The organism is Mycolicibacterium pulveris, assembly GCF_010725725.1.
GTDB lineage: Bacteria > Actinomycetota > Actinomycetes > Mycobacteriales > Mycobacteriaceae > Mycobacterium > Mycobacterium pulveris.
This window is the reverse complement of sequence record NZ_AP022599.1, coordinates 1,126,129-1,151,458: the sequence shown is the minus strand read 5'-3', so window position 1 is coordinate 1,151,458 and position 25,330 is coordinate 1,126,129. Positions and strand designations below refer to the sequence as shown.

Genomic DNA, 25,330 nt, shown 5'->3' with positions numbered 1-25,330 from the left:
GTGGCGAAGGCGAAGTTCGAGCGGACGAAGCCGCACGTCAACATCGGGACCATTGGTCACGTTGACCACGGCAAGACCACGCTCACCGCAGCAATCACCAAGGTTCTGCACGACAAGTGGCCCGAGTTGAATGAGTCGCGCGCGTTCGAACAGATCGACAATGCGCCTGAGGAGCGGCAGCGCGGTATCACGATCAACATCTCCCACGTGGAGTACCAGACCGAGAAGCGTCACTACGCGCACGTCGACGCCCCCGGTCACGCCGACTACATCAAGAACATGATCACCGGCGCCGCCCAGATGGACGGCGCGATCCTGGTGGTCGCCGCGACCGACGGCCCGATGCCGCAGACCCGCGAGCACGTGCTGCTGGCCCGCCAGGTCGGCGTCCCCTACATCCTGGTGGCGCTGAACAAGTCGGACGCGGTCGACGACGAGGAGCTCATCGAGCTCGTCGAGATGGAGGTCCGCGAGCTGCTGGCCGCCCAGGACTTCGACGAGGAGGCCCCGGTCATCCGCGTGTCGGCTCTGAAGGCGCTCGAGGGCGACGAGAAGTGGGTCAAGTCCATCGAGGAGCTGATGGACGCCGTCGACGAGTCGATCCCGGACCCGGTTCGCGAGACCGACAAGCCGTTCCTGATGCCCGTCGAGGACGTCTTCACGATCACCGGCCGCGGCACCGTGGTCACCGGTCGTGTCGAGCGCGGCGTGATCAACGTGAACGAGGAAGTCGAGATCGTCGGCATCCGCCCGGAGACCACCAAGACCACGGTCACCGGTGTCGAGATGTTCCGCAAGCTGCTCGACCAGGGCCAGGCCGGTGACAACGTCGGTCTGCTGCTGCGCGGCATCAAGCGTGAGGACGTCGAGCGCGGGCAGGTTGTGACCAAGCCCGGCACCACCACGCCGCACACCGAGTTTGAGGGTCAGGTCTACATCCTGTCCAAGGACGAGGGCGGCCGGCACACGCCGTTCTTCAACAACTACCGTCCGCAGTTCTACTTCCGCACCACCGACGTGACCGGTGTGGTGACGCTGCCGGAGGGCACCGAGATGGTGATGCCCGGTGACAACACCGACATCTCCGTCAAGCTGATCCAGCCCGTCGCCATGGACGAGGGTCTGCGGTTCGCCATCCGCGAGGGTGGCCGTACCGTCGGCGCCGGCCGGGTCACGAAGATCATCAAGTAGGTTCGGCCTGCGCGAAGCGGCGCTCACCTTCGGGTGGGCGCCGTTTTGCGTGTGTTGCGTTTCGAGCGTGCAGGCGTAACGCATGGGTCCGCCGCGGCGATTAACCACCCGAATGTCCCATTCGGGGGATGGAAGGGTTGGGGTTTGTTGTTCCGCCGTATCACCACGCTCGCCAGCGCCGCCGCGATCGCGAGCGCCGCTTTCGTTGGTCTGTCCGCAGCCGTCGCGCACGCCGATCCCGGATGCCCCGACGTGCACTGGTTCGGTGCCGCGGGCTCCGGCCAGCGCGACGGGCACATGAGCGCCAACGCGGGCATGGGCGACGACGTCTACCAGTCCTATCTCGATCTGCAGCGGCTGGTGCAGCGCGACGGGCGCACGATGACGGCCGAGGCCGTCGTGTACCCCGCCGTCGCCGTGCCTGACGAGGACGCCGGCATCGGTGACTGGCTCGGCTTCATGGACAGCGTCGACGCCGGCGCGGAGGCGCTCGGCGCCCAGTACGCGGCCTTCACCCAGCGCTGCCCCAGCACCAAGGTCGTGCTCGCGGGTTACTCGCAGGGCGCGATGGTGGTGCATCGCAACCTGCACACCCTCGGCGCCAACCCGAATATGGCGGCCGCGTTGCTCATCGCCGACGGCGATCGCCTGCCCGCCGACCCCACGCTCAACATCGGTTCCGTCACGTCGGTTCCCGGCGCCGGAAAGGGCGTCGCGCAGGACTGGCCCATCCTTGCGGGTGCCCCTGCGCCGCTGCCTCCCGCCATCGGCAGCCGCACCGTCAGCGTGTGCGAACTCGGCGACGCGGTCTGCGACTACGACCCCGACGCCGATGAGGTGTCGAAGGTCTCGATGGTGATCCACACCAGCTACATCACCTCCGCAGGTGGATACCGGTGGACACAGCCGCTTTATGAGCTCCTCGGCCCGGCGCCCGGCGCATCGCAGGCGCAGCCGGTCACCCCGCTGGGCGCGACGACGCAGACTTCGTAGCTTGTCGGCGGGCCGACAGCAGGACCGCTGCCCCGGCCGGCAGCAGCAACACCGCCAGCGCGACGACGATGACGTCGACGGCACCCGCCGTCGTCATTCCACTGCGCTGCAGCATCTCCAGTACGGTCGCGGAGACCGCGACGCCGACGCCGCCGATCGTCACCATCGCGGTCAGCGTCACGCCGGCGGCCTCGCCCGCGCGCTCGGGGCGAACCGCCGCCTGGGTCGCCACGGTGGTGAACGCATACACCAGGCCGAGCGTGAAGCCGCACGCCGTGAGCGCAGGCAGGTAGAGCAGCCAACCATCGGAGGCGGCCAACGTGGCCAGGCACAGGGCGGCGATCACGGTTGTTGCACCCATGACCGGAACCGGCGGGCGGGTGGCGGCGAGCCTGCCCGACAACACCCCGCCGAGCGCCGCGCCGGCCGACGCGCCGAGAAACACCAGTCCTGCGGTCAGCGGGTCGAGTCCCCGCCCCTGCTGCAGGTAGAGCGTGGACAGAAAAATCGTCACAGCGTACGCGATGTTCGAAATGGTGCCAACGACCACGAGAATCACGAACTTCGGGTTTCTGGCCAGGGACAGGTCGACCAGGGGCCAGCGGATCTTGTTCTCCGCGAGGACGAACCCGGTCATTGCCGCCATGGCACCGGCGAACAACAGCAGCGTGGACCCCGAGAGCCACCCCCAGCTCGGTGCACGGTCAAACGTCAACGTGAACAACCCGATTGCGACCGTGATCAGAGCCAGACCGGTGATGTCGAGACGTCGGGGCACCGTGTGGTCGTGCGACTCGGCGATGCTCCACGCGCCGACCACCAGGCAGGCCAGCACAAGTGGAAGGTTCAGTCAGAAGATCCACCGCCAGCCGACGGTGTCGGTGAGTAGGCCGCTGACCAGCGGGCCGCTGGCGTTTCCCAAAGCCGCTATGCCGTAAGCCAATCCGATGGCGTGGCCGGCCTTCGCCGCGGGAAAAGCGTTGGTCAGCACACTGATCGAGACCGGGAAGATCAGCGCCGCGCCCAGGCCCTGTACCGCGCGAAAGACGATGAGCACGGTCACCGACGGCGCCAGCGCGCATGCGGCCGATGCCAAGCCGAACAGCGCCACCCCGGCCAACAACGCCCGCCGGCGCCCGTAGATGTCGCCGATACGGCCCGCGGGCACCATGAAGGCCCCCAGCGTCAGCATGTACACGCTGATGATCCACTGCAGGTCGGTCGCCGTGGTGCCGAACTCGGATGCCATCCGCGGTAGCGCGAGGTTCATCGCGAAGTAGTCGATCTGCACGCAGAACAGCGCAACCGAGACGGCGACCAAGGTCCACAGCGCTTGCGTGGGTTCGGTCGACGGCACTGATCGACGATACGGCGCACATCGCGTTCAATGGCGATAATCTAGGCATCCGTGCGACGACGGGAGCCGGCCATGTCCACCTTCTGGCGCTACCTCCGTATTCAGGCGTTCGTGCTGCTGTGCGGCATCGTGGGGCCGATCTTTCTGATCGTCTACTTCGCCATGGGCGCCGACCCGATGCTGCAGTGGATGTTCTGGATCGGTCTGCTCATCACCGCGATGGATGTGTTGATCGCGTTGGGGATCACCGCCGCGGGGGCGACAAAGCAGGCCAAGACCGCGGCGCTGGAGCAGACCGGCGTGCTGGCGCTCGCCCAAGTCGTCGGTATCCACGAAACCGGTACGCGCATCAACGAACAGCCGTTGGTGAAGCTCGATCTGCAGATCTCCGGGCCGGGCATCGCCCCGTTCGCCAGCCAGGACCGGGTGCTCGCCTCGATCTCCCGGTTGCCGATGATCACCAGTCGCAAGCTGGTCGCGATCGTGGACCCGATGACCAACGAGTATCAAATCGATTGGGAGCGGTCTAGTTTGGTCAGCGGCATGATGCCCGCCAACTTCACCCTCGCCGAGGACAACACCAGCTATGACCTCAGCGGCCAGGTCGGTCCGTTGATGGAGATCCTGCAGATCCTCAAAACCCACAACATCGCGCTTAACAGCATGATCGACCTGCGATCCAATCCTGTTGCGCGACAACAGGTTCAGGATATAGTCCGCCGTGCGGTCGCAAAGCCGACACCGGCGCAGCAGGCTCCGGTAGCCCAAACGCAGACCCCCGGGGCGGTGCTGACCCCGCCGGAGCCGTCGACCGCGCAACGCCTCCAGGAGCTCGAGACGCTGCGCGCCACCGGTGCAATCACCGAGGATGAGTACGCCGCCAAACGCCAGCAAATTCTGGCCGATCTGTAAACTCTTTCAGCGCAGCGCTTGTCGAGCTGATACCGTCCTGCCGTGCCGTGGCACGCCAATCAGGGCGCGCGGTGATGACGGACCAGCAGGTTCGCTCTGCGTCGCTGAGTGACGCGCTCATCCCTCTGATCGCCCTCGCGGTGCTGATCGGTAGTTCGATCGCGTTCGGCGCAGGGGACACGGTGCTCGCGGTGGTGGTGTCGGCGATCGGCGTGTGGCTGTTCGCTTTTCTGGTGATGCGCGGTGTGAAGGACGCCGCGGTGATCAACTACATCGTCACGATCGCCAAAGTGGTGCCGATCCTGATGTTTATCGTGATCGTCGCCATCGCATTCGAGGCCGACGTGTTTGCCGACAACTTCTGGGGCACGGAAGGTTACTCGTTCGGCGCGCTGTGGGATCAGGCCACCGGCACCATGCTGATCACGGTGTTCGTCTTCCTGGGTATCGAAGGCGCCAGCGTCTACTCGCGGATGGCCCGCAAGCGCGAAGACGTCGGACGCGCCACCGTCGTCGGGTTCCTTAGCGTGTTGAGTGTCTTTGCGCTGGTGACACTGGTGTCCTACGGTGTGATGCCGCAAGACGAACTCGCCAACGTCAGCCAGCCATCTATGGCGTCGGTCTGGAATCCGTGGTCGGCACTGGGGTTCGGTGTTGATCCGCGTCGGGGTGATCGTGTCGGTACTCGGCGCCTATCTGGCGTGGACGCTCATGGCCGCCGAGGTGTTCTACATTCCCGCCAGGTCAGACGACATGCCCCGCTTCCTCGCCGCACCAACCGCCACGGAGCACCCGTCACCGCACTGATCATGGCCGCGGCGCTGACGTCGCTGCTGCTGGTGGCGCTGTTGTCCGCCTCCTACGCGTTGGATTTCATGCTCGACCTGACCGCCGCGCTGTCGCTGATCCCGTTTCTACTCGCGACGGCTTATGCGCTGAAGTTGACGGCGACGCGGGAGACCTACGGCGACGGCAAGTCCCTTGTCCCCGACATGATCACCGCCGCCGTCGCCACGGCGTACACGTTGTTTCTGCTCTATGCCGCCGGCATGGACAAGCTGCTGCTGTCCTGCATCCTGTACGCGCCGGCCGCCGCGCTGTATTTCAAGGCGCGCCGGGAACGCGGGCTGCAAGTGTTCCGCCCGGCAGGCGGTGCTGTTCGGGGTGATCGTGGTCGGCGCGGTGGTGGGCGTGGTGTCGTTGGCCACCGGCGCGCTCGAAATCAGTGATCACGATCGTGGGGGCCGAACTCGGCCGTGGCCGCGGCGGCAGGCACTGCATGACGTGCCCGATCGCCCGCGACCCCCTGGACTAGAACACGTTTCAGTTCGGCTGTTAGCCTGGTCCGCAGCATCCCGAAAGGAGCAGCGGTGACGGCATCTGACGGTCCCCTGACCGGGCGAGTGGCATTCATCACGGGAGCCGCCCGCGGTCAGGGCCGCGCGCATGCGATCCGGCTGGCCAACGACGGCGCCGACATCATCGCGATCGATATCTGCGGCCCGATCTCCGAGACCATCACCTATCCGCTGGCCAGCCCGGAGGAACTGGCCGAGACGGTGCGGGCGGTGGAGGCCACCGGCCGCAAGGTGCTGGCCCGCCAGGTCGACGTTCGCGACCTGGCCGCACTGCAACAGGTGGTCGCCGACGGCGTCGAGCAGTTCGGCCGGCTCGACATCGTGGTGGCCAACGCCGGGGTGCTGAGCTGGGGCCGGATCTGGGAGATGTCCGAAGAGCAGTGGAACACCGTCATCGACGTCAACCTCAACGGCACCTGGCGCACCCTGCGTGCCGCGGTGCCCGCGATGATCGAGGCGGGAAACGGCGGCTCGATCATCATCGTCAGCTCCTCGGCCGGGCTGAAGGCCACCCCGGGCAACGCCCACTATGCGGCGTCCAAGCACGGTCTGACCGCGCTGACGAACTCACTTGCGTTGGAGGCGGGTGAATTCGGCATCCGGGTCAACTCCATTCACCCGTATTCGATCGACACCCCGATGGTGGAAAAGGACGCGATGATGGCGCTGTTCGCCAAGCACCCGTCGTTCATCCACAGCTTCGCGCCGATGCCGTACCAGCCGGTCAACCACCAGGGCAAGAAGGGGCTGCAGGAATTTCTGACGGCCGAGGAGGTTTCGAACGTGGTGGCGTGGCTGGCCGGCGACGCGTCGGCGACGATCTCGGGCAGCCAGATCGCCGTCGACCGCGGCACGATGAAGTACTGACCGCCCACGCGCCTCATCAAGGGGGTGGGGGACACATCCCCGCGCCGATCGTGTAAAAACTGCGCATGACCACTGCTAGGGGCATCGTCATCGTCGGTGGCGGGCTGGCGGCCGCCCGCACGGCCGAACAACTGCGCCGTTCGGAGTACACCGGCCCGGTGACCATCGTCAGCGACGAGGACCACCTGCCCTATGACCGTCCGCCGCTGTCCAAGGAAGTTCTGCGCGCCGAGACCGACGACGTCACGCTCAAGCCCGCGGAGTTCTACGAGGAGAACGACATCACCGTGCTCCTCTCCAACGGGGCCCGCTCGGTGGACACCGACGCCAAGACGCTGACACTGGCCGACGGCACCGAGCTGGGCTACGACGAGCTGATCATCGCCACCGGCCTGGTGCCCAAACGGATTCCGTCGTTCCCGGATCTGGCGGGCATCCACGTACTGCGTAACTTCGACGAAAGCCTGGCGCTGCGCAAGGAGGCCGCTTCGGCGCAGCGCGCGGTTGTCGTCGGCGCCGGCTTCATCGGCTGCGAGGTCGCGGCCAGCCTGCGCAAGCTGGGCGTGGCGGTCTCGTTGGTCGAACCGCAGCCCACGCCGCTGGCGTCGGTGCTCGGTGAGCAGATCGGCGAGCTCGTCGCCCGGCTGCACCGCGCCGAGGGCGTCGACGTGTACTGCGGCGTGGGGGTCACCGAGGTCAGCGGGACCGACCGCGTCGAGAAGGTGGTGCTGAGCGACGGCACCGAACTCAGCGCCGACCTCGTCGTCGTCGGGATCGGTTCACATCCGGCCACCGACTGGCTGGAGGGCTCCGGCATCGAGCTGGACAACGGCGTCGTCTGCGACGCGGCCGGCCGGACCAGCGCGGCCAACGTGTGGGCGATCGGCGACGTCGCATCCTGGCGCAACACCGTCGGACACCAAGTGCGCGTTGAACACTGGAGCAACGTCGCCGACCAGGCCCGGGTCCTGGTGCCCGCGCTGCTCGGGCAGGAGGTGCCCGCGGTGACTACCGTGCCGTACTTCTGGAGCGACCAGTACGACGTCAAGATCCAGTGCCTCGGCGAACCCGAAGCCACCGACACCGTGCACATCGTCGCGGACGACGGACGCAAGTTCCTGGCGTTCTACGAGCGCGACGGCGTGGTCGCCGGCGTGGTCGGCGGCGGCATGCCGGGCAAGGTGATGAAGACCCGCAGCAAGATCGCCGCGGGCGCCCCCATCGCCGACGTCCTCTAGACCGCGATTTCGGCGCGTTTTGTCACTGTGAGCGTGACAAAACGCGCCGAAATCACTAGAACTGGCCGAGGTAGAAGCGGGTGCCCTGGTCGTCGGTGCACAGCGCCGACTTGCCGTAGGACTGCTGCGACGGCGGCTCGACCACCGTGCCGCCTGCCTCGACCACCCGGGCGACCGCGGCGTCGACGTCCTCGACGGTCCACATCGGGACGGTCACCGATCGGCTGCTGCCGCCGGCGACACCGGCCATCGGATGGGTGTACTGGATTCCCCAGCCGTCGTCCACCCGGCCGGGCTCGAACGACCAGAACAGGATCCGGCTGTAGAACGCCTTGAATGCCGCCGAGTCGACCACCTCATACGTGATGTATGAAAGTTCGCCCGGCCCAGCCCCGTTGAGCTTCGGTCGCGGTGTGCCGGGGACCGGCTCGAACACCGCGAACGCCGCGCCCGCCGGGTCGGTCGCATCCAGCACGGTGCCGAAGTCGAACTCGCGCACCTCGCCGACGCTGCCGCCGCCGTCGAGGATCGACTGCCGGGCCCCGGCCAGGTCGGTGACCGCGTAGCAGCAGAACAGCGTCGGCGTGCCCGACACCGAGAAGAGCCCGATCGGCTGGTCGGTGTTGGTGACCTGGCGGGTGGCGGGGTTATACGTCCAGCCCAGGACGTGGCCGTAGAACGCCGCCGCCCGGTCGGCGTCGGGCGTCCACAGCGAGACGTAGCCGACGTCGCCGTGTTGGATCGGGGTCGCCGCGCCGGTCAGCGGGCCGCTGAGCGTCCAGCGGTGCCCGAACGGGTCGACGATGGCCGCGCTGCGTGTGCCGTGGGCCTCCCGGACCTCCTGCTGCACCGTCGCGCCGTGGGCACGGGCGCGTTCGACGGCCGCGTCGGCATCCGGGACGGCCAGCATCAGCATCACGGAGACAGCCTGCGGGGCAGGAGATTTCATGCCGATCTCGGGGTACTCGTCGGCGAGATAGAACACCCCGCCCGCCAGCGCCAGCTCCGCATGGCCGATGCGGCCGTCGTCCATCACGATCGGCTCGCCGACCAGCGTGGCTCCCAGCGCCTCGACGTACCAGGCGATGGCCTCGCGCGCATTCGACACCGCGAGATACGGCAGCGCCGCGGACCGTGGCACGGTGGCCGAGGCGGTCGTGGGTTCGGCCAGTTCGGCGATGGCGGTGTCGGTGCCACTCATGACAACTCCTTGAGTTCGATGGGGAAGGGACACAGCTGCTTCGAGTCGTGCGCGCAACCGGGCCGCGAACGCCGGATCCGGTTGGACCGGAAGGTCGTCACCGCGCAGCACGGACAACGGGTCGTGGCTGTTGTTCACGACTTCCCTCCTTCCGGCCGCGGATAGTGCGCTCTGAAGGCGCGGCGGGCCCGCACCAACAGCGCCTCGGTGGCATGCACGGTGCGGCCGATCAGCTCGGCACACTCGGGCACCGAACAGTCGTCCATGTAGCGCAGGGCCAGCACGGTGCGATGCTGTTCGGGCAGCTTCGCGAGCACGCTCTCGGCGACGATGCGGTCCAGCTCGGCGTCCCAGTCGTCGGGTGCGTCGAGCGGTTCGGGCAGCTCGGCGACGGGAACCGAAAACCGGTCGTGACGGCGGCGGTAGTGGTCGGCCAGTTTGTGGCGGGCCACCCCGAGCAGCCACGGCACGCTGATCGGCGGCGGAGCGCTCTTACGGGCGGCGTCCATCGCCGCCAGAAAGGTCTCCGACGTCAGGTCCTCGGCGGTGCCCCGCTCCCCGCAGCGCCGAACGAAGTAGCCGTACACGACCGGCAGTGCTTCGTCGTACAGCGCCAACAGAGCCCGTGGAGGGGCGTCGCCATCCGATTCGGCGCTCACACCCATATCGTCGCCATTAGAGCCCGAACTCCGACGCCTCACCGCGAAACTTTTTTCAACCGCGGTATTCCGGGGTCCAACGCACCTGCGCGATCCGCGCCGACAGCTCAGTGGGGCTGCGCCGCGGGGCCACACCGTCGGCGACGGCCTGGACGGCGACGGCATGCGCGATGCCTTCGGCGATCTCGGGAACCTGCGACCACGCGGGCAGCAGCGGCTGGTTCGGGTCGGTGAGCGCGGGTGAGGCGTCGCCGAGTGCCGCCGCCGCGGCCCGCATCATCTCGTCGGTGACCCGGGTGGCCTGCGCGGCGGTGACGGCCAGTCCCATGGCGGGGAAGATGTAGGCGTTGTTGCACTGGGCGACCGTGCGTTCGACACCGTCGCGGCGCAGCGGCCCGAACGGGGAGCCGGTGGCGATGAGCGCGCGGCCCTGGGTCCATTCATCGACCTCGGACGGGTGGGCCTCGGCACGGCTGGTGGGGTTGGACAGCGGGAAGATGATGGGCCGCGCCGTCTTGGCGGCGATCTCACGGACGATGGGTTCGGTGAAAGCCCCTGCCGCAGTGGACAGTCCGATCAGCACACCCACCTCGACGTGCTGCACGATGTCGGCCAGCTGGGCCGGTCCGGACAGGCCCCAGCCTGCGACGCGGGCGGCCGGCTGGGCGAACTCGCGTTGGCTCGGGGACAAGTCGGTGCGGTCGTCGGTGAGCAGCCCGTTGATGTCGACGGCCCAGATCTGCGCCGCGGCCTGCGGTGCCGACAACCCCTCGGAGACCATCTGGCGGTGCACCATCTGCAGCACCCCGATCCCCGCCGAACCGGCGCCCAGCATCACCACCTGCTGTTGGGACAACGGGCGGCCCGCGACCCTGGCCGCGCCATGCAGCGCGCCGAGGGTCACCGCCGCGGTGCCCTGAATGTCGTCGTTGAACGTGAGCAACCGGTCGCGGTAGCGCTGCAGAATCGGCAGCGCATGCGCGCCGGCGAAGTCCTCCCACTGCAGCAGCACGTTCGGCAGTTCGTCGGTTACGGTGCGGACGAATTCATCGATGAAATCGTGGTATTCGTCGCCCACGATCCGGCGATGACGCCAGCCGAGATACTGGGGATCCTCGAGCAGCGCGACGTTGTCGGTGCCGACATCGAGCACGATCGGCAGCGTGCGGGCGGGATCGATACCACCGATCAGGGTGTACAGCGACAGCTTGCCGATCGGTATACCCATCCCGCCGATGCCCTGGTCGCCCAGTCCGAGGATGCGCTGCCCGTCGGTGACCACGATGACGTCGACGTCGCGCTGCGGACGGTTGCGCAACACCTCGCGCAGTGAGTCGCGGTCGGGGTAGGACACGAACAGCCCGCGCGGTCGTTGGTAGATCTCGCTGAAACGCTGGCAGGCCTCCCCGACGGTGGGTGTGTAGACGATCGGCATCATGTCGGCGATGTGGTCGTGCAACACCCGGTAGAACAAGGTTTCGTTGCGGTCCTGAAGCGCACGCAGATAGATGTGCTTGTCGATCGGATCGTGACGGCGGCAGAACTCATGCCAGCAGTGCTCGGCCTGCTGGGCCAGTGTCTTCTCGGCGGTCGGGAGCAGCCCCAACAGGCCGAACTCGCGACGCTCCGCACGGGTGAACGCGGTGCCCTTGGTCCACAACGCGTCGAACAGCAGAGCGTGTCCAGTCTTCTTCTCGGGCATCGAGAAAATCCCCTCCTGCGGCTGTCCCCAAGCTAGCGTCGCTGCGCGCGGTGGGCCGAGGGTTTCACCGTTCCAGCGCGGAGAACCCGTCGCTGACGGTGTCGAAAGCGGCGCCCAGCGCCTGCGCCAGCGGAACCGTCTCGTCTGCCAACCAGTGTTCGTAGGCCGACAGCGCCACCCCCAGCATGGTCCACGCCACGGTCTGCGGGGCCAGATCGGCCGGCTTGGCATCGAGCCTGCGCGCCACGAAGTCCGCGACAACGCCGCGCCACCCGGCGTACATTGTCATTGAATACGCTTGCAGTTCAGCGGTTTCCAGGATCACCCGCATCCGCTGCCGGTGGCGCACCGTTTCGGCTTCGTCGAAGGTGTTGAACGCCAGCAGGGCGGTGCGCAGCGCCGCGCCGAGCGGTACCGCCGGATCGAGGTCGGCGAGCAGATCGCGCAGGTGCGCCAGATGCGCGTCGAAATCGCCCCAGGGCAAGGCGTTCTTGGAGGGGTAGTAGCGGAACAGCGTGCGGCGCGCGATGCCCGCGGCCTCGGCGACGTCGTCGACGCTGACGGCATCGAACCCGCGAGCGGTGAACAGGTCGATGGCGACGTTGCTGATGTGGTCGGTGGTCGTGGAGCGTCGACGGCCCACGCGGGGCGGGGGATCAGGTCGCATCAGCCCACCTTCTGCAGCCGCCACTTTGATTTCGGCACTCGATGCCATATTATTGCGATCTCGCTCACAAATGTCGAGAGCCTGTGACACGAAAGGTGGACCGCCATGGAACCGAATCAGCAGGTCGAGGATGCCGAGCTGGTGACCGAGACCCTGGTCGAAGAGGTGTCGATCGACGGGATGTGCGGGGTCTACTGACCGTGACTTCGTCGACGGCGGTGTCCGGCAGCGACACGGCGTTCGACCCCACCCGCGGCTGGCGGCTGCACCACCAGGTGGCGGTGCGGGCCGAGCCGTTCGGGGCGCTGCTTTACCACTTCGGGACGCGCAAGCTGTCGTTCCTCAAGAACCGCACGATCGTCGACGTGGTGAACACCCTGGGTGACCACCCCGACGCCCGATCCGCCTGCCGCGCCGCGGGAATCGACGACGCGCAGCAGGCTCCGTACCTGCATGCACTCAGCGTGCTTGCCCAATCGAAAATGCTGGTGCCGCAATGACCTCTGTGGAATCTCCGCCCGCGCCGGCGCAGCAGCCGGTGCCGCGTCTCATCGAACAGTTCGAGCGCGGCCTGGATGCCCCGATCTGCCTGACGTGGGAACTCACCTACGCGTGCAACCTCGCCTGTGTGCACTGCCTGTCCTCGTCGGGTAAGCGCGACCCACGGGAGCTGAGCACGCAGCAGTGCAAGGACATCATCGACGAGCTCCAACGCATGCAGGTGTTCTACGTCAACATCGGTGGCGGGGAACCCACTGTGCGCCCGGACTTCTGGGAACTCGTCGACTACGCCACCGATCACAACGTGGGCGTGAAGTTCTCCACCAACGGGGTGCGCATCACCCCCGAGGTGGCCGCCCGGTTGGCCGCCAGCGACTACGTCGACGTACAGATCTCCCTCGACGGGGCCACCGCAGAGGTCAACGATGCTGTGCGCGGCCCTGGCTCGTTCGCGATGGCGACCCGTGCGCTGCAGAACCTCGCCGACGCCGGCTTCAAGGACGCCAAGATCTCGGTCGTCGTCACCCGGCACAACGTCGATCAGCTCGACGAATTCGCCGCGCTGGCAGCGCAGTACGGTGCGACGCTGCGCATCACACGGCTGCGGCCCTCCGGCCGCGGCGCCGACGTGTGGGACGACCTGCATCCCACCGCCGAACAGCAGGTCCAGCTGTATGACTGGCTGGTTGCCAAGGGTGACCGCGTGCTGACCGGCGACTCGTTCTTCCACCTGTCGGGGCTGGGGGAACCCGGCGCGCTCGCCGGTCTCAACCTGTGCGGGGCAGGCCGGGTGGTATGCCTCATCGACCCGGTCGGCGATGTCTACGCGTGCCCGTTCGCCATCCACGACCGCTTCCTGGCCGGGAACGTGGTGCGCGATAGTGGTTTCGGCACCAAATTCCAGGATGTGTGGAAGAACGCACCGCTGTTCCGTGAACTGCGCGAGCCGCAGTCCGCGGGAGCGTGCGCCAGCTGCAACCACTACGACAGCTGCCGCGGTGGCTGCATGGCCGCCAAGTTCTTCACGGGCCTGCCGATGGACGGTCCCGACCCTGAGTGCGTCGAAGGCTACGGCGCGCCCGCGCTGGCCCGCGAGCGGGTCAAACCCAAATCCAGCGTCGACCACTCCCGTGGCAAGCCGGTCATGCTGAAGCTGCAGACCAGACCGCCGGCCCGGCTGTGCAACGAAAGCCCGGTGTAGCGATGGCACGAGATACCTGGTTCGAAACGGTCGCCCTGGCCCAGCAGCGGGCCAAGAAGCGACTTCCCAAATCGGTGTACGCCGCGCTGATCGCCGCCAGCGAGAAGGGCGTGACGGTCAGCGACAACGTGGAGGCCTTCGCCGAACTGGGGTTCGCGCCGCGCGTGATCGGCGCCGTCGAGAAGCGTGAACTGTCGACAACCGTGATGGGACAAGATATTTCAATGCCCATCATGATCTCGCCGACGGGTGTGCAGGCGGTACACCCGGACGGCGAGGTCGCCGTCGCCCGTGCCGCGGCCGCTCGTGGTACCGCGATGGGGCTGTCGTCGTTCGCGAGCAAGCCGATCGAAGAGGTGATCGCCGCCAACCCGAAAACCTTCTTCCAGCTGTACTGGCTCGGCAGCCGCGACGAGATCGCGGGCCGGGTGGAGCGGGCCCGGCAGGCCGGCGCCGTCGGGCTGATCGCCACCACCGACTGGAGCTTCTCGCACGGCAGGGACTGGGGGAGCCCGAAGATCCCCGAGCAGATGAACCTGCCGACCATCCTGCGGATGCTGCCCGAAGGGTTGACGCGGCCGCGCTGGTTCCTGCAGTGGGCCAAGACTCTGCATCCGCCCAACCTGCAGGTGCCCAACCAGGCGGCGCGCGGCGAACCGGGTCCGCCGTTCTTCGCCGCGTACGGACAGTGGATGGCCACCCCGCCGCCGACGTGGGAGGACATCGCGTGGCTGCGAGAGCTGTGGGGCGGACCGTTCATGCTCAAGGGCGTGATGCGGGTGGACGACGCCAAACGCGCTGTGGACGCGGGGGTTTCGGCGATCTCGGTGTCCAACCACGGCGGCAACAACCTCGACGGCACGCCCGCATCGATCCGGGCGCTGCCCGCGATCGCCGGCGCGGTCGGCGACCAGATCGAGGTGCTGCTCGACGGGGGTGTGCGGCGCGGTAGCGACGTGGTCAAGGCGGTGGCGCTGGGGGCGCGCGCGGTGATGATCGGACGCGCGTACCTGTGGGGGCTGGCGGCCAACGGACAAGCCGGGGTCGAGAACGTTCTCGACATTCTGCGCGGCGGTATCGACTCGGCGCTGATGGGCCTGGGGTTGGCCTCGGTGCACGACCTCGGACCCGAGCACGTGCTCGTGCCGCCGGGGTTCACCCGGGCACTGGGCGTACCCGATGGTCCGGCGAACTGAGGCCGTCGCCGTCACCACACCCGAAGCGGCTGGTACAGGCGTGGCGCAGGGGACGCACGTGGTTGCTCCGCCGCCGTCGGCGCCGATTTCGGAAAATCAATTCCTACGCATGCACCAACAATTGGCGCACGACAGGTGAATTCGGCCTACCATCGGCGGGTGGCTTCTCTCCGCGATCTCGGTAACTTGACGTCGAGGCAGCTACACACCGTGTCATCAGCGTTGATCGTTCCCGTCGGCTCGACCGAACAGCACGGACCGCACCTGCCGCTGGACACCGACACCCGTATCGCGACCGCGGTCGCCAACTCGGTCGTCGAAGGAATGGCCGACCGCGATGACCTGACCTGGATGGTCGCGCCCGGGATCGGGTACGGCGCCAGCGGCGAGCATGAAGGCTTCACGGGCACGGTCTCGATCGGAACCGAGGCGCTATCGCTTTTGCTGCTGGAATTCGCCAGGTCGGCGTCGCGATGGGCGTCGCGCCTCGTCTTCGTCAATGGCCACGGCGGAAATGTGGAGGCTCTGGCCGCCGCGACGGCTTTGCTTCGGACCGAGGGCCGAGACGCGGCGTGGTGCTCGTGCAGCGTGCCGAACGCCGACGCGCACGCCGGACATACCGAAACGTCTGTATTGCTACATATTTCGCCGAAGGACGTGTGGCTCGACGAACGCGTCATCGGAAACCGGGCGCCGCTTGCCGAACTCATGCCCGAGCTGCGTCGTGGCGGGGTGGCCGCGGTCAGCAAGATCGGCGTCCTCGGCGACCCCACGACCGCGTCAGCGCAAGACGGCGCGCGCTTGTTCGCCACCATGGTCGACGGCTGCTTGCAGCGGATCATCCGGTGGGCGCCGGACCGGAACGGGATGCTGGTATGACCGGGCCACGGCTGCCGGACGGGTTCGCGATCCAGGTGGATCGCCGCGTGAAGGTGCTCGGCGAGGGCTCCGCGCTGCTCGGCGGTTCGCCCACCCGACTGCTTCGGCTGGCGCCTGCCGCGCGCACCATGCTCGACGGCGGTCGCCTCGAGGTGCACGACGCGGTCAGCGCCCAGCTCGCGCGCACCCTGCTCGACGCGACCGTCGCGCATCCGCGTCCCGCCACCGGGCCGTCGCACCGGGACGTGACGATCGTTATCCCGGTGCGTAACAACGCATCTGGGCTCCACCGCCTGGTCGCATCGTTGCGCGGACTGCGCGTCATCGTGGTGGACGACGGCTCGACCGTGCCAGTTCAGCAGGCCGACTTCACGGACATGCACTGCGACGTCAAGGTGGTGCGCCACGATCGGAGCAAGGGCCCGGCCGCCGCACGCAACACCGGCATGGCGACCTGCGACACCGACTTCGTGGCCTTCCTCGACTCCGACGTGGTACCCCGGCGCGGGTGGCTGGAGGCGCTGCTGGGCCACTTCTGCGACCCGGCGGTCGCGTTGGTCGCGCCGCGCATCGTCGGCCTGCGGGAGCCCGTGAACACCGTGGCCCGCTACGAGGCCGTCCGCTCCTCGCTGGACCTCGGGATGCGTGAGGCGCCGGTGGTGCCCTACGGCACGGTGTCTTACGTACCCAGCGCCGCGATCATCTGCCGTCGATCGGTGCTCAAAGAGATCGGCGGATTCGACGAGACCCTCAAGTCCGGCGAAGACGTCGACCTGTGCTGGAGGTTGATCGAGGCGGGTGCCCGGCTGCGCTATGAGCCCGTCGCGCTCGTCGCTCACGATCATCGCACGCAACTGCGAGAATGGTTCTCGCGCAAGTCGTTTTACGGCTCCGCGGCGGCTCCGCTGGCGGTGCGCCACCCCGGCAAGACGGCTCCGCTGGTGATCTCGGGGTGGACGCTGGTGGTGTGGATGCTGCTGATGATGGGTTCGAGCTTCGGATACGTGGCGTCGATGGTCGTCGCGGCCATCACCGGGCGCCGCATCGCCAAGTCGCTGTCCACCGTGGAGACCGAACCCAAGGAGGTGGCGGTGGTGGCCGCGCACGGCCTGTGGTCGGCGGCGCTGCAACTCGCCTCCGCGATCTGTCGGCATTACTGGCCGGTCGCGCTGGCCGCTGCGCTGGTCTCGCGGCGGTGCCGGCAGGTGGTGTTGGTGGCCGCGGTCGTTGACGGGGTGGTGGACTGGGTCAGCCGCAACGCGAAGGCCGACGAGGACGCCAAGCCGATCGGCCTGTTCACCTATCTGCTGCTCAAGCGGATCGACGACATCGCCTACGGAGCGGGTCTGTGGACCGGTGTTGTGCGCGAGCGCCATCTCGGCGCGCTCAAGCCGCAGATCAGGACCTGAAGCAGCGCCTTGCACAGCGACGTACTGATTGTCGGTGCGGGAAGTGCCGGATCCGTCTTGGCCGAACGCCTTTCAGCCGATTCCCGCTGTCACGTGACGGTTGTCGAGGCGGGGCCGGGGCCCGCCGATCCGCAGGTGCTCCTCCAGGTCAGGGACGGGCTGCGGCTGCCGATCGGCGCGGCGAGTTCGGTGGTGCGCAGATATCCCACGACGCTGACGATGTCTCCGCAGCGCCACGCACAGCTGACGCGGGGCGCCGTCGTCGGCGGATCGGGCGCGGTCAACGGTGGCTACTTCTGCCGCGGGCTGCCGACGGACTTCGACGGTTGGACGCTACCGGGCTGGACCTGGAGCGACGTGCTTCCGCACTTTCGGGCGATCGAGACCGACCTCGATTTCGACACCCCGGTACACGGTTCGAACGGGCCCATTTCGGTGCGCCGGGTAGCTGAATTTGACGGCTGCACAGCTTCTTTCGTGACAGCAGCCACTGCCGCCGGGTACCCGTGGATTCCCGACCTCAACGGGTCGACGGCAGAGGACCCGCTGCCCGACGGTGTCGGAGCGGTGCCGCTGAACATCGACGGGGGCACCCGGGTCGGCCCGGGCGGGGCGTTCCTGCAGCCGGCGATGAGCCGGGCCAACCTCACCGTGCTGACCAGCCACCAGGCGGGGCGCATCCTCGTCGATAAGGGCCGCGCGATCGGCGTGGACTGCGTCGGACCCAACGGTGTCGTGCGGCTGACCGCGGATCGAATTGTGGTGTGTGCCGGTGCGATCGGATCGGCGCACCTGCTCATGCTGTCGGGCATCGGGCCGGAGGGCGCGTTGCGCACCGCGGGGATTCCGGTGCACGCCGCGCTGCCGGTCGGGGTGGCCTGCGCCGATCATCCGGAGTGGGTGTTGCCCGTGAACTGGTCGGCCAGCAGCGGAGTGCCGCCGCTGGAGGCCGTCCTCACCACCGCCGACGGGCTCGAGCTGCGGCCGTACACCGCGGGGTTTGGCGCGATGGTCAGCGGTCGGCGCGACGACCCCGCCGACCGCCCCCACATCGGCGTCACGCTGATGCGGCCACGATCGCGCGGGCGCGTCACCGTCGTCTCGGCGGACCCGGGCGTCGCGCCGGTCATCGAGCACCGCTACGACAGCGAACCCGACGACGTGGCCCAGCTGCGGGCAGGCACCGAGCTGGCACACGAATTGGTAAGGACCACAACCGATGTCGGCCCAGTGTCGTGGTCCACCTCCCAGCATCTCTGCGGCACCGCACCCATGGGTGGTGAGGACGACGACACAGCCGTCGTCGACCCTCAGTGCCGGGTGCGTGGCGTCGACGGGCTGTGGGTGATCGACGGGTCGGTGCTCCCGACGATCACCAGCCGCGGCCCGCACGCCACGATCGTGATGATCGGGCACCGCGCGGCCGAGTTCGTCAGCGGCTGACCTTCACCTGCCCAGCAGACGCGAAAACCCCCGAAAGCGACCGATTCCGGGGGAGTTCGCGTCTGCTCACGGAAAGCAGGGCGCCCCGCTCAGCGCAGCGAGTAGCGGATCGGCAGGTGCTTGAGTCCGCCGACGAACACCGTCGACGTCAACTGCGGCTCGCCCGCCAGCTCGATCGATTCCAGCCGCGGCAGCAGTTCGGTGAAGAAGCTGTTGATCTCCATGCGGGCCAGCGCCGCGCCGAGGCAGAAGTGCACGCCGTAGCCGAACGCCAGATGCTTGTTGGGGTCGCGGCCGACGTCGAATTTGAACGGCTCGTCGAAGACGTCTTCGTCACGGTTGGCCGAAACATATGCGAGGTAGGCGGATTCGCCCTTCTTGATCGGCACGCCACGCACCTCGGTGTCGGCGGCGGCGGTGCGCATGAACTCCTTGACCGGGGTGCTCCAACGGATCATCTCCTCCACCGCGGCGGGCATCAACTCCGGGTTGGCCTTGAGCCGGGCGAGCTGATCGGGGTTTTCGATCAACGCCCGCAACCCGCCGGAGATGGCATGGCTGGTGGTGTCGTGCCCTGCGGTGGCCACGATCACGTAGTAGGACAGGCAGTCGACTTCGGAGAGCAGTTCCCCGTCGACGCGACCGTTGGCGATCGCCGACGCCAGGTCGTCGGTGGGGTTCGCCCGGCGTGACTCCGTGAGCCGTCGGAAGTAGTCGAAGAGGTCGACCAGCACCTCCATCTGTTCCTCGGGTGTGGTGCCGCGCTTGTACTCATCCTCGTCGCCGCCGAACAGCTCCTGGGTGAGCCGCAGCATGCGCGGGAAGTCCTCCTCGGGCAGACCCAGCAGCGACATGATCACCCACAGCGGGTAGTACACCCCGATGTCGTCGACGAAGTCACACTCCGGTCCGATGTCGCGCATCTTGTCGACGTAACCCTTGGCCAGCTCGTCGACGCGAACCTTCAGCGCCCGCATGGCCTTGGGGCGGAACCAATCTGCGCCGATCGCGCGCACCTTGCGGTGGTGCGGGTCGTCCATGTGGATCAGCGTGCGCAATCCCATGCCCGCCTCGAGCTGCGCCTTGGCGAGGTCGTCGGCCTCCGCGGTGGCCAGCAACGGGCGGGGTTCGGACAGCCACAGCTCGTTGTCGCGCTCGATGTCCATGATGTCGACGTGCTTGGTGATCGCCCAGAACGGCCGGTACGGCGGATGGTCGACCCAAGCCACCGGGTTGTTGGCTCGCAGATGGGCGAGTGCCGCGTGGAGCCGTTCGTCGTCGGCGTAGGCCGTCGGGTCGGCCAGGACCTTGGCGGCGTCATCCATCGTCGGCGTGTTCATAATGGCTCCTTCATCGGACTCGTCGAAAACTTGACGCGTGTCAAGTAACCAGTATATGTGGCGAAGCACACGCTGGCACTCAGGTGGGGTCAGTAGTCTCGGACCTCGTGCGCCCAGCAACGCTTCGTCTGACCCTGGTGGCGGTCACGGCGGTGCTGCTGTCCGCGTGCGGCCAGGCCGGGACCGCCGTCGTCGAGGTACCCGCGGACCCCGCGGTGGTGCAGACGGCCGCCGGGGCGGTGCGCGGCACCATCTCCGACGATCACCGCTACTTCGCCGGAATTCCCTACGCCGCAACGCCGGTCGGTCCGTTGCGCTGGCAGCCGCCGCAGCCCGCGCCCGGCTGGGAGGGGTTGCGCGACGCCACCCGGCCCGGCCCACGGTGCATCCAGGACGTCACCAACGACGTCGACGGCCGGCCCACCAGCGAGGATTGTCTGACGCTGAACGTGTGGACTCCGCCGCCGTCGGGCGAACTCCGCCCGGTGCTGGTGTGGATTCACGGCGGCGGCTTCACCAACGGCAGCGGCGACATCTACAACGCGCGTTCGCTGGCGCGCCGCGGCGAGATCGTCGTCGTCACCGTCAACTACCGGCTGGGCACGCTGGGCTTCCTCGCACATCCCGCGCTGGGGGAGGGCAACTACGGGCTGGCCGACCAGCAGGCGGCGCTGCGGTGGGTGCGCGACAACGTCGCCGAATTCGGCGGCGACCCAGAGAAAGTCACGATCGCCGGTGAATCCGCCGGGGGGATGGCGGTGTGCGACCACCTCGTCGCTCCCGGGTCGGCGGGCTTGTTCCGCGCGGCGATCATCCAGAGCGCGCCGTGCCAGGCCCAGTACGACCTGCCGGCCGCCCAAGAGGCGAGCTTGCGCTACGCCGCCGACGTCGGCTGCGAGGACCCCGTCACCGCCGCACAGTGTCTGCGCGCCCTGCCGCCGGAACAGCTGACCCGCCCGGTGTTCTACGACAACATCGGCACCGAACGGTTGAGCGGGCCCGTCACGGGCACGGCGGCGCTACCGGTGGATCCGCTCACCGGTCTGGCCACGGGCCGCGTGGCGGAGGTGCCGGTGTTGATCGGCACGACCGCCGACGAGTTCAACTTGTTCACCGCGCTGCAGTTCGTGCGCGGCCGACCCGTCGACGCCCCCCACTATCTCGAGCTGCTCACCGAGGCGTTCGGCCCGGATGCCGCCGTCGTCGCGCAGCACTATCCGCCTGAGCGTTTCGAAAACAGTGTGCCGCTGGCCTACTCGGCTGCGACGACCGACGGCGTGTTCGCCTGCGTCGCCGACCGGATGGCCGACGCGCTGGGCAACGATCGGGCCGTGTACTTCTACGAGTTCGACGATCCGAACGCCCCGGCGCCGGAACCGTTGCGCGCGGCCCCTTTTCCCGTCGGGGCCGGGCACTCGCTGGAACTGCGTTACCTGTTCGACGTCGGCGGTGCACCGCCGCTGAACGTCGAGCAGCAGCGGCTCTCCGAGCAGATGATCGACTATTGGAGTGAGTTCGTCGCGACCGGCTCGCCCGGGGCCGGCTGGCCGGAGCTGAGCGAGGCCGCCGCGGACGAGCGCATGGTGTTGAGCCCCGACGGCAACCGCGTCGTCACCGGTTTCGAGGAGCAGCACCGGTGCCCGTTCTGGGCGACCCTGCCCCGCTAGGCGCCTCACGACGCCCAAAGGGACAAACGGGCGGAAAAGTGCGAGTCGATGTCGCCATTTCGTCGACCGCTGCGACGGCTAAGCCGGCGTCCCCCCAATACAGGTCGGCGCCGTCGGTGATCGAGGCGAAGTCCGGCGGCTGCAACCGGGCCCGAGCGCGCAGGGACGTGGTGGCCTTCGAGAGGTAGGAGACCGGCAGTATCGACGCGAAGTTCGGCACCCGCAGCATCGCCGCCGCCGAGAACACGCGGCTGCCGCCCGGCCAGGCCGAGAGGCGTTTCCACATGCGATACGTGGTGGTCACGGCGGCCATGTCCGGCTACCTTACTCGGCGGTAAGGTACGCGGCGTTCGACCTCGGGTGGGCGACCGCCGCCGGGGCCGGGTCGAGATCGACATAATGGTGCGATCTACTCGCACTTTGTCGCCCGTTTGTCCCTTTGGGCGAATTTGGCCGAGGCTCGGATGTGAGGCATACTGTTCGGGTTGCCTTGAGCCGGGTTTACGCCTGACGGGCACACGACCTGCGCCTCCAGTGGGCGCGTCCGGTCCCAATCTCGATCGCGACGGATTCCGACGCGAACGGGTACGCGCGAGGGCGACACACCCGAGCGCGGGGGCCGGTGGACCATAGACAGGAAAACAGCGGCGGCAGTGCCCGCGCGACCGGGTTGGTCTCGGCGTGCGGCTTGCAGACCAGGCCCAGCAGGGGCCCGTTAGTAGTGAGGTAGGAGAAGCGTGGCGGGACAGAAGATCCGCATCAGGCTCAAGGCCTACGACCACGAGGCGATCGACGCCTCGGCGCGCAAGATCGTCGAGACGGTCACCCGGACGGGCGCCAGCGTGGTCGGCCCGGTGCCGCTGCCGACCGAGAAGAACGTGTACTGCGTCATCCGCTCTCCGCACAAGTACAAGGACTCGCGGGAGCACTTCGAGATGCGCACCCACAAGCGACTGATCGACATCCTCGACCCGACGCCGAAGACGGTCGACGCGCTCATGCGCATCGACCTGCCGGCCAGCGTTGACGTCAACATCCAGTAGGAGATTCCAGAGAAATGGCTAGGAAGGGCATTCTGGGCACCAAGCTGGGCATGACGCAGGTGTTCGACGAGAACAACAGGGTCGTGCCGGTGACGGTCGTCAAGGCCGGACCCAACGTCGTCACGCGCATTCGCACCATCGAGCGCGACGGCTACAGCGCGGTGCAGCTGGCCTACGGCGAGATCAACCCGCGCAAGGTGAACAAGCCGCTGAAGGGTCAGTACGAGGCCGCGGGCGTCAACCCGCGCCGCCACCTCGCCGAGCTGCGCCTCGACGACGACGCCACCGCCGAATACGAAGTCGGGCAGGAACTGACCGCCGAGATCTTCACCGACGGCAGCTACGTCGACGTGACGGGCACCAGCAAGGGCAAGGGCTTCGCGGGCACCATGAAGCGCCACGGCTTCCGCGGCCAGGGCGCCAGCCACGGCGCCCAGGCGGTGCACCGCCGTCCCGGTTCCATCGGCGGCTGCGCGACGCCGGGGCGGGTATTCAAGGGCACCCGCATGGCGGGCCGGATGGGCAACGACCGTGTCACCACGCAGAACCTGTTGGTGCACAAGGTCGATGCCGAAAACGGCGTGCTGTTGATCAAGGGCGCAATCCCCGGCCGCAACGGCGGTCTGGTGATGGTCCGCAGCGCAATCAAGCGAGGCGAGAAGTAGAAATGGCTGCCAACACCCTCAAGATCGACGTCCACACCCCGGGCGGCAAGATGGACGGCTCCGTCGAGCTGCCCGCTGACCTGTTCGACGTCGAGCCCAACATCGCACTGATGCACCAGGTGGTGACCGCGCAGCAGGCCGCGGCGCGCCAGGGTACGCACTCGACCAAGACCCGCGGCGAGGTCCGCGGCGGCGGCAAGAAGCCGTACCGGCAGAAGGGCACCGGCCGCGCCCGCCAGGGCTCGATACGGGCGCCCCAGTTCACCGGCGGCGGCATCGTGCACGGCCCGAAGCCGCGGGACTACAGCCAGCGCACCCCGAAGAAGATGATCGCGGCCGCCCTGCGCGGCGCGCTCTCGGATCGGGCCCGCAACGGCCGGATCCACGCGGTCACCGAGTTGGTCGCGGGCCAGACGCCGTCGACCAAGAGCGCCAAGACGTTCCTGGCCACCCTGACCGACCGCAAGCAGGTGCTGGTCGTGATCGGACGCACCGACGAGACCGGCGCCAAGAGCGTGCGCAATCTGCCTGGGGTCCACGTGATCTCGCCGGACCAGCTCAACACCTACGACGTGCTGAAGGCCGACGACGTGGTGTTCAGCGTCGAGGCTCTCAACGCGTACATCAGCTCGAACCGCAAAGAGGAGGTGTCGGCCTGATGGCGACCGTCACTGACCCCCGCGACATCATCTTGTCCCCGGTCATCTCGGAGAAGTCCTACGGGCTGATCGAGGACAACGTGTACACGTTCATCGTTCACCCGGACTCGAACAAGACCCAGATCAAGATCGCGATCGAGAAGATCTTCAAGGTCAAGGTCGCGTCGGTGAACACCGCCAACCGGCCGGGCAAGCGCAAGCGCACCCGCACCGGCTACGGCAAGCGCAAGGACACCAAGCGGGCCATCGTCACGCTGGCTCCTGGGAGCAAGCCCATCGACCTGTTCGGAGCACCGGCCTAGCCCGGGGATCAGAGAGACCTAGAGAATCATGGCAATTCGCAAGTACAAGCCGACGACCCCGGGTCGTCGCGGTGCCAGCGTCTCCGAGTTCACCGAGATCACTCGCGACCACCCGGAGAAGTCGCTGGTTCGCCCGCTGCACAGCAAGGGTGGGCGCAACGCGCACGGCCGGATCACCACCCGGCACCGGGGCGGCGGGCACAAGCGTGCCTACCGGGTGATCGACTTCCGCCGCCACGACAAGGACGGCGTCAACGCCAAGGTCGCCCACATCGAGTACGACCCGAACCGCACCGCCCACATCGCGTTGCTGCACTACCTTGACGGCGAGAAGCGCTACATCATTGCGCCGCAGGGTCTTTCGCAGGGCGATGTGGTGGAGTCCGGTCCGAACGCCGACATCAAGCCGGGTAACTGCCTGCCGCTGCGCAACATTCCCGCGGGCACCATCGTGCACGCGGTGGAGCTGCGTCCCGGCGGCGGCGCCAAGCTGGCCCGCTCCGCGGGGGCGAGCATCCAGTTGCTGGGCAAGGAGGGCACCTACGCCTCGCTGCGTATGCCGTCCGGTGAGATCCGGCGCGTCGACGTGCGCTGCCGCGCCACCGTGGGTGAGGTCGGCAATGCCGAGCAGGCCAACATCAGCTGGGGCAAGGCCGGCCGGATGCGGTGGAAGGGCAGGCGTCCCAGCGTCCGCGGTGTCGTGATGAACCCGGTCGACCATCCGCACGGCGGCGGTGAGGGCAAGACCTCCGGCGGCCGCCACCCAGTCAGCCCGTGGGGTAAGCCCGAGGGCCGTACCCGCAAGCCAAACAAGCCGAGCGACAAGCTCATCGTCCGTCGCCGTCGCACCGGCAAGAAGCATCACCGGTAGGAGTAGCTG

Annotated in this window: 26 protein-coding genes and 1 pseudogene; 20 read left to right on the top strand and 7 right to left on the bottom strand. The window is 67.8% G+C overall.

Annotated features, from left to right (window positions below; translation table 11 throughout):
- Positions 1-1,191, top strand: coding sequence for an elongation factor Tu (tuf, locus tag G6N28_RS05870; protein ID WP_163898030.1), 1,191 nt, complete (start codon positions 1-3; stop codon positions 1,189-1,191).
- Positions 1,192-1,338: 147 nt separating this feature from the next.
- The gene (locus G6N28_RS05865; RefSeq protein WP_163905876.1) at positions 1,339-2,184 is read left to right on the top strand and encodes a cutinase family protein; all 846 of its coding nucleotides are present in this window, start codon (positions 1,339-1,341) and stop codon (positions 2,182-2,184) included.
- On the opposite strand, the gene G6N28_RS05860 is transcribed toward G6N28_RS05865, so the two are convergent.
- Together G6N28_RS05860 and G6N28_RS26985 are read right to left on the bottom strand one after the other, a co-directional pair.
- Positions 2,150-3,019 carry an MFS transporter gene (locus tag G6N28_RS05860; RefSeq protein WP_235674475.1) on the bottom strand — a complete coding sequence of 290 codons (870 nt, stop codon included), beginning with the start codon at positions 3,017-3,019 and terminating at the stop codon, positions 2,150-2,152. The two genes, G6N28_RS05865 and G6N28_RS05860, sit on opposite strands and share 35 nt — an antisense overlap.
- A 15-nt stretch (positions 3,020-3,034) precedes the next feature.
- Entirely contained in the window at positions 3,035-3,541 is a 507-nt protein-coding gene (locus G6N28_RS26985; RefSeq protein ID WP_235674474.1) for an MFS transporter, read from the bottom strand.
- 72 nt (positions 3,542-3,613) lie between these two features.
- On the opposite strand from G6N28_RS26985, the gene G6N28_RS05855 reads away from it, so the two are divergent.
- From G6N28_RS05855 to G6N28_RS05835, 5 genes and pseudogenes are all read left to right on the top strand, one after another.
- Entirely contained in the window at positions 3,614-4,453 is an 840-nt protein-coding gene (locus G6N28_RS05855; protein ID WP_163898027.1) for an SHOCT domain-containing protein, read from the top strand.
- 74 nt (positions 4,454-4,527) lie between these two features.
- On the top strand, positions 4,528-5,682 hold the full coding sequence (locus G6N28_RS05850; protein WP_235674473.1) for an amino acid permease: 1,155 nt from the start codon (positions 4,528-4,530) through the stop codon (positions 5,680-5,682).
- Positions 5,679-5,768: pseudogene (locus G6N28_RS05845) on the top strand (arginine deiminase family protein); the annotation flags it as partial. The gene G6N28_RS05850 and the pseudogene G6N28_RS05845, both read left to right, overlap by 4 nt.
- A gap of 55 nt (positions 5,769-5,823) precedes the next feature.
- Positions 5,824-6,678 (top strand): mycofactocin-coupled SDR family oxidoreductase, encoded by an 855-nt coding sequence (locus tag G6N28_RS05840; protein ID WP_179962023.1) that lies wholly within the window; start codon positions 5,824-5,826, stop codon positions 6,676-6,678.
- Between the two features lie 65 nt (positions 6,679-6,743).
- Positions 6,744-7,916: an NAD(P)/FAD-dependent oxidoreductase gene (locus G6N28_RS05835; protein WP_163898024.1), complete on the top strand. Its 1,173-nt coding sequence runs from the start codon at positions 6,744-6,746 to the stop codon at positions 7,914-7,916.
- Positions 7,917-7,971: 55 nt separating this feature from the next.
- Here the strand turns inward: G6N28_RS05835 and G6N28_RS05830 are convergent, their stop codons facing one another.
- The 4 genes from G6N28_RS05830 to mftR form a co-directional block, all read right to left on the bottom strand.
- Positions 7,972-9,255, bottom strand: a complete 1,284-nt coding sequence (locus G6N28_RS05830) for a VOC family protein (protein WP_163898021.1) — start codon at positions 9,253-9,255, stop codon at positions 7,972-7,974.
- The gene (locus G6N28_RS05825) at positions 9,252-9,776 is read right to left on the bottom strand and encodes an RNA polymerase sigma factor (protein ID WP_163898018.1); all 525 of its coding nucleotides are present in this window, start codon (positions 9,774-9,776) and stop codon (positions 9,252-9,254) included. Before G6N28_RS05825 ends, G6N28_RS05830 begins: the two co-directional genes overlap by 4 nt.
- A gap of 55 nt (positions 9,777-9,831) precedes the next feature.
- On the bottom strand, positions 9,832-11,478 hold the full coding sequence (locus G6N28_RS05820; RefSeq protein WP_163898015.1) for an NAD-dependent malic enzyme: 1,647 nt from the start codon (positions 11,476-11,478) through the stop codon (positions 9,832-9,834).
- Positions 11,479-11,542: 64 nt separating this feature from the next.
- Entirely contained in the window at positions 11,543-12,145 is a 603-nt protein-coding gene (gene mftR, locus G6N28_RS05815; RefSeq protein ID WP_179962022.1) for a mycofactocin system transcriptional regulator MftR, read from the bottom strand.
- Positions 12,146-12,250: 105 nt separating this feature from the next.
- Here mftR and mftA point away from each other — a divergent pair, with 105 nt between their 5' ends.
- From mftA to mftG, 7 genes are all read left to right on the top strand, one after another.
- A complete protein-coding gene (gene mftA / locus G6N28_RS27405; RefSeq protein ID WP_064893087.1) occupies positions 12,251-12,343 on the top strand; it encodes a mycofactocin precursor MftA in 93 nt (30 codons plus the stop codon).
- A complete protein-coding gene (gene mftB, locus G6N28_RS05805) occupies positions 12,328-12,645 on the top strand; it encodes a mycofactocin biosynthesis chaperone MftB (RefSeq protein ID WP_163898009.1) in 318 nt (105 codons plus the stop codon). Before mftA ends, mftB begins: the two co-directional genes overlap by 16 nt.
- Positions 12,642-13,847: a mycofactocin radical SAM maturase gene (mftC, locus tag G6N28_RS05800; protein ID WP_163898006.1), complete on the top strand. Its 1,206-nt coding sequence runs from the start codon at positions 12,642-12,644 to the stop codon at positions 13,845-13,847. Before mftB ends, mftC begins: the two co-directional genes overlap by 4 nt.
- Before the next feature lie 2 nt (positions 13,848-13,849).
- On the top strand, positions 13,850-15,043 hold the full coding sequence (gene mftD / locus G6N28_RS05795) for a pre-mycofactocin synthase MftD (protein ID WP_163898003.1): 1,194 nt from the start codon (positions 13,850-13,852) through the stop codon (positions 15,041-15,043).
- A 135-nt stretch (positions 15,044-15,178) separates the two neighbouring features.
- Positions 15,179-15,922, top strand: a complete 744-nt coding sequence (mftE, locus tag G6N28_RS05790; protein ID WP_163897999.1) for a mycofactocin biosynthesis peptidyl-dipeptidase MftE — start codon at positions 15,179-15,181, stop codon at positions 15,920-15,922.
- Positions 15,919-17,331, top strand: a complete 1,413-nt coding sequence (gene mftF, locus G6N28_RS05785) for a mycofactocin biosynthesis glycosyltransferase MftF (protein ID WP_163897996.1) — start codon at positions 15,919-15,921, stop codon at positions 17,329-17,331. Before mftE ends, mftF begins: the two co-directional genes overlap by 4 nt.
- 9 nt (positions 17,332-17,340) lie before the next feature.
- Positions 17,341-18,774, top strand: a complete 1,434-nt coding sequence (mftG, locus tag G6N28_RS05780; protein WP_163897992.1) for a mycofactocin dehydrogenase MftG — start codon at positions 17,341-17,343, stop codon at positions 18,772-18,774.
- A gap of 89 nt (positions 18,775-18,863) precedes the next feature.
- Here the strand turns inward: mftG and G6N28_RS05775 are convergent, their stop codons facing one another.
- Entirely contained in the window at positions 18,864-20,114 is a 1,251-nt protein-coding gene (locus tag G6N28_RS05775) for a cytochrome P450 (protein WP_163897988.1), read from the bottom strand.
- 107 nt (positions 20,115-20,221) lie between these two features.
- On the opposite strand from G6N28_RS05775, the gene G6N28_RS05770 reads away from it, so the two are divergent.
- The 6 genes from G6N28_RS05770 (at position 20,222) to rplB (ending at position 25,321) form a co-directional block, all read left to right on the top strand.
- Positions 20,222-21,781, top strand: coding sequence for a carboxylesterase/lipase family protein (locus G6N28_RS05770; RefSeq protein WP_407664939.1), 1,560 nt, complete (start codon positions 20,222-20,224; stop codon positions 21,779-21,781).
- A gap of 737 nt (positions 21,782-22,518) precedes the next feature.
- On the top strand, positions 22,519-22,824 hold the full coding sequence (gene rpsJ, locus G6N28_RS05765) for a 30S ribosomal protein S10 (protein ID WP_003883485.1): 306 nt from the start codon (positions 22,519-22,521) through the stop codon (positions 22,822-22,824).
- Positions 22,825-22,838: 14 nt separating this feature from the next.
- Positions 22,839-23,489: a 50S ribosomal protein L3 gene (rplC, locus tag G6N28_RS05760; RefSeq protein ID WP_163897984.1), complete on the top strand. Its 651-nt coding sequence runs from the start codon at positions 22,839-22,841 to the stop codon at positions 23,487-23,489.
- 2 nt (positions 23,490-23,491) lie between these two features.
- Positions 23,492-24,148, top strand: coding sequence for a 50S ribosomal protein L4 (gene rplD, locus G6N28_RS05755; protein WP_163897981.1), 657 nt, complete (start codon positions 23,492-23,494; stop codon positions 24,146-24,148).
- Positions 24,148-24,450 carry a 50S ribosomal protein L23 gene (rplW, locus tag G6N28_RS05750; RefSeq protein ID WP_046750779.1) on the top strand — a complete coding sequence of 101 codons (303 nt, stop codon included), beginning with the start codon at positions 24,148-24,150 and terminating at the stop codon, positions 24,448-24,450. Before rplD ends, rplW begins: the two co-directional genes overlap by 1 nt.
- A 28-nt stretch (positions 24,451-24,478) precedes the next feature.
- Positions 24,479-25,321 (top strand): 50S ribosomal protein L2, encoded by an 843-nt coding sequence (rplB, locus tag G6N28_RS05745; protein WP_163897978.1) that lies wholly within the window; start codon positions 24,479-24,481, stop codon positions 25,319-25,321.
- Positions 25,322-25,330 lie beyond the last annotated feature (9 nt).

Coding starts and splice junctions, on each gene's coding strand:
- G6N28_RS05855 (WP_163898027.1), top strand. CDS start 3,614: ATGTCCACCTTCTGGCGCTACCTCCGTATTCAGGCGTTCGTGCTGCTG.
- G6N28_RS05850 (WP_235674473.1), top strand. CDS start 4,528: ATGACGGACCAGCAGGTTCGCTCTGCGTCGCTGAGTGACGCGCTCATC.
- G6N28_RS05835 (WP_163898024.1), top strand. CDS start 6,744: ATGACCACTGCTAGGGGCATCGTCATCGTCGGTGGCGGGCTGGCGGCC.
- G6N28_RS05820 (WP_163898015.1), bottom strand. CDS start 11,478: ATGCCCGAGAAGAAGACTGGACACGCTCTGCTGTTCGACGCGTTGTGG.
- mftR (WP_179962022.1), bottom strand. CDS start 12,145: ATGCGACCTGATCCCCCGCCCCGCGTGGGCCGTCGACGCTCCACGACC.
- mftA (WP_064893087.1), top strand. CDS start 12,251: ATGGAACCGAATCAGCAGGTCGAGGATGCCGAGCTGGTGACCGAGACC.
- mftC (WP_163898006.1), top strand. CDS start 12,642: ATGACCTCTGTGGAATCTCCGCCCGCGCCGGCGCAGCAGCCGGTGCCG.
- mftD (WP_163898003.1), top strand. CDS start 13,850: ATGGCACGAGATACCTGGTTCGAAACGGTCGCCCTGGCCCAGCAGCGG.
- mftF (WP_163897996.1), top strand. CDS start 15,919: ATGACCGGGCCACGGCTGCCGGACGGGTTCGCGATCCAGGTGGATCGC.
- G6N28_RS05775 (WP_163897988.1), bottom strand. CDS start 20,114: ATGAACACGCCGACGATGGATGACGCCGCCAAGGTCCTGGCCGACCCG.
- rplC (WP_163897984.1), top strand. CDS start 22,839: ATGGCTAGGAAGGGCATTCTGGGCACCAAGCTGGGCATGACGCAGGTG.
- rplD (WP_163897981.1), top strand. CDS start 23,492: ATGGCTGCCAACACCCTCAAGATCGACGTCCACACCCCGGGCGGCAAG.
- rplW (WP_046750779.1), top strand. CDS start 24,148: ATGGCGACCGTCACTGACCCCCGCGACATCATCTTGTCCCCGGTCATC.
- rplB (WP_163897978.1), top strand. CDS start 24,479: ATGGCAATTCGCAAGTACAAGCCGACGACCCCGGGTCGTCGCGGTGCC.